This is a genomic window from Amaricoccus macauensis (assembly GCF_014201905.1).
Lineage (GTDB): Bacteria > Pseudomonadota > Alphaproteobacteria > Rhodobacterales > Rhodobacteraceae > Amaricoccus > Amaricoccus macauensis.
In genome coordinates this window covers 1-2500 of record NZ_JACHFM010000013.1, presented here as the reverse complement: position 1 = coordinate 2500, position 2500 = coordinate 1, and the positions used below count along the sequence as shown (strand labels likewise).

The following is a 2500-nucleotide window of genomic DNA, read 5'->3' as shown; positions in this document are numbered from 1 at the left end:
ACACGCACTGGAGGTCCGAACCCACACCTGTTGAAAAAGGTCGGGATGAGGTGTGCCTAGGGGTGAAAGGCCAATCAAACTCGGAGATAGCTGGTTCTCCGCGAAATCTATTTAGGTAGAGCGTCGGATCAATACCCTCGGGGGTAGAGCACTGCATGGGCTATGGGGACTCACCGTCTTACTGATCCTAAGCAAACTCCGAATACCGAGGCGTTCTGTCCGGCAGACACACGGCGGGTGCTAACGTCCGTCGTGAAGAGGGAAACAACCCTGACCTGCAGCTAAGGCCCCTAATTCGTGGCTAAGTGGGAAAGCATGTGAGACGGCCAAAACAACCAGGATGTTGGCTTAGAAGCAGCCATCATTTAAAGAAAGCGTAACAGCTCACTGGTCTAGATAAGCTGTCTTGCGGCGAAGATGTAACGGGGCTCAAGCCACGAGCCGAAGCTCAGGGTGCATCGCAAGATGCGCGGTAGCGGAGCGTTCTGTCTATGCAGACCCTGCCTCTTTAGTTTTGGATGCTGCTGTGCGCTCAAGTAGCGTAGCGGTAGCGCGACCCAAGACTCCGGAGGCATGGGTCTCGGCGACGAAGCCGGCCTGTGAGGGACCGGTGGAGCATTCAGAAGCGAGAATGTTGACATGAGTAGCGACAAAGCGGGTGAGAGACCCGCTCGCCGAAAGTCCAAGGGTTCCTGCTTAAAGCTAATCTGAGCAGGGTGAGCCGACCCCTAAGGCGAGGCCGAAAGGCGTAGTCGATGGGAACCAGGTTAATATTCCTGGGCCAGGAGGAAGTGACGGATCGTAGCTGTTGTCTGGTCTTATCGGATTGATCAGGCTTCGAAGCGGTCCCTGGAAATAGCCCTCCATGAGATCGTACCCTAAACCGACACAGGTGGACTGGTAGAGCATACCAAGGCGCTTGAGAGAACTACGTTGAAGGAACTCGGCAAAATGCCTCCGTAACTTCGGGAGAAGGAGGCCCCGTTGGTGGGCAACCACTGGCGGGGGGCACAAACTAGGGGGTGGCGACTGTTTACTAAAAACACAGGACTCTGCGAAGCCCAAAGGCGACGTATAGGGTCTGACGCCTGCCCGGTGCCGGAAGGTTAAAAGGAGGAGTGCAAGCTCTGAATTGAAGCCCCGGTAAACGGCGGCCGTAACTATAACGGTCCTAAGGTAGCGAAATTCCTTGTCGGGTAAGTTCCGACCTGCACGAATGGCGTAACGACTTCCCCGCTGTCTCCAACGTAGACTCAGCGAAATTGAATTCCCCGTGAAGATGCGGGGTTCCCGCGGTCAGACGGAAAGACCCCGTGCACCTTTACTACAGCTTCACACTGGCATCAGGTCAGGCATGTGCAGGATAGGTGGTAGGCTTTGAAGCGGGGACGCCAGTTCCCGGGGAGCCTCCCTTGAGATACCACCCTTGCCTTGCCTGATGTCTAACCGCGGACCGTTATCCGGTTCCGGGACCCTGTGTGGCGGGTAGTTTGACTGGGGCGGTCGCCTCCCAAAGAGTAACGGAGGCGCGCGATGGTGGGCTCAGGTTGGTCGGAAATCAACCGTCGAGTGCAATGGCATAAGCCCGCCTGACTGCGAGACTGACAAGTCGAGCAGAGACGAAAGTCGGCCATAGTGATCCGGTGGTCCCGCGTGGAAGGGCCATCGCTCAACGGATAAAAGGTACGCCGGGGATAACAGGCTGATACTGCCCAAGAGTCCATATCGACGGCAGTGTTTGGCACCTCGATGTCGGCTCATCACATCCTGGGGCTGGAGAAGGTCCCAAGGGTACGGCTGTTCGCCGTTTAAAGTGGTACGTGAGCTGGGTTTAGAACGTCGTGAGACAGTTCGGTCCCTATCTGCCGTGGGTGTCGGAGACTTGAGAGGAGTTGCCCCTAGTACGAGAGGACCGGGGTGAACGCACCACTGGTGGACCTGTTGTCGTGCCAACGGCAGTGCAGGGTAGCTATGTGCGGACAGGATAACCGCTGAAGGCATCTAAGCGGGAAGCCCCCCTCAAAACCAGGTCTCCCTTGAGGGCCGTGGAAGACCACCACGTCGATAGGCCGGAGGTATAAGTGCAGCAATGCATTCAGCTGACCGGTACTAATCGCCCGATAGGCTTCATCCGATCCGGAAGACGACAGACCCGTCCCGGACATACGGAAGTCGCAATACCCGAGTGTCAAATACGGAAATAGACTGAAAAACAAACGTCTCGTGTCCCAAACTTCCCCAAAAAGGAAGCGTGGGCTTTGCAGGTTTGGTGGCATTAGCGCGAGTGAAACACCCGATCCCATCCCGAACTCGGCCGTTAAGCACCGCCGCGCCGATGGTACTGCGTCCTAAGACGCGGGAGAGTAGGTCACCGCCAAACCTGTAAAGCCCACAGAAATGCTCTCTCACAAAACAAAATCATCGCGGGGTGGAGCAGCCCGGTAGCTCGTCAGGCTCATAACCTGAAGGCCGCAGGTTCAAATCCTGCCCCCGCAACCAA

Annotated in this window: 1 tRNA gene and 2 rRNA genes (1 of these 3 cut by a window edge); all 3 read left to right on the top strand. The window is 56.6% G+C overall.

From position 1 onward, the window contains the following. Positions 1-2134 (top strand): 23S ribosomal RNA (locus HNP73_RS22700) (it extends 793 nt beyond the left edge of the window). Between the two features lie 131 nt (positions 2135-2265). Continuing rightward, positions 2266-2380: ribosomal RNA gene (rrf, locus tag HNP73_RS22695) — 5S ribosomal RNA — on the top strand. A 42-nt stretch (positions 2381-2422) separates the two neighbouring features. Next, positions 2423-2499: transfer RNA gene (locus HNP73_RS22690), tRNA-Met, on the top strand. Position 2500 lies beyond the last annotated feature (1 nt).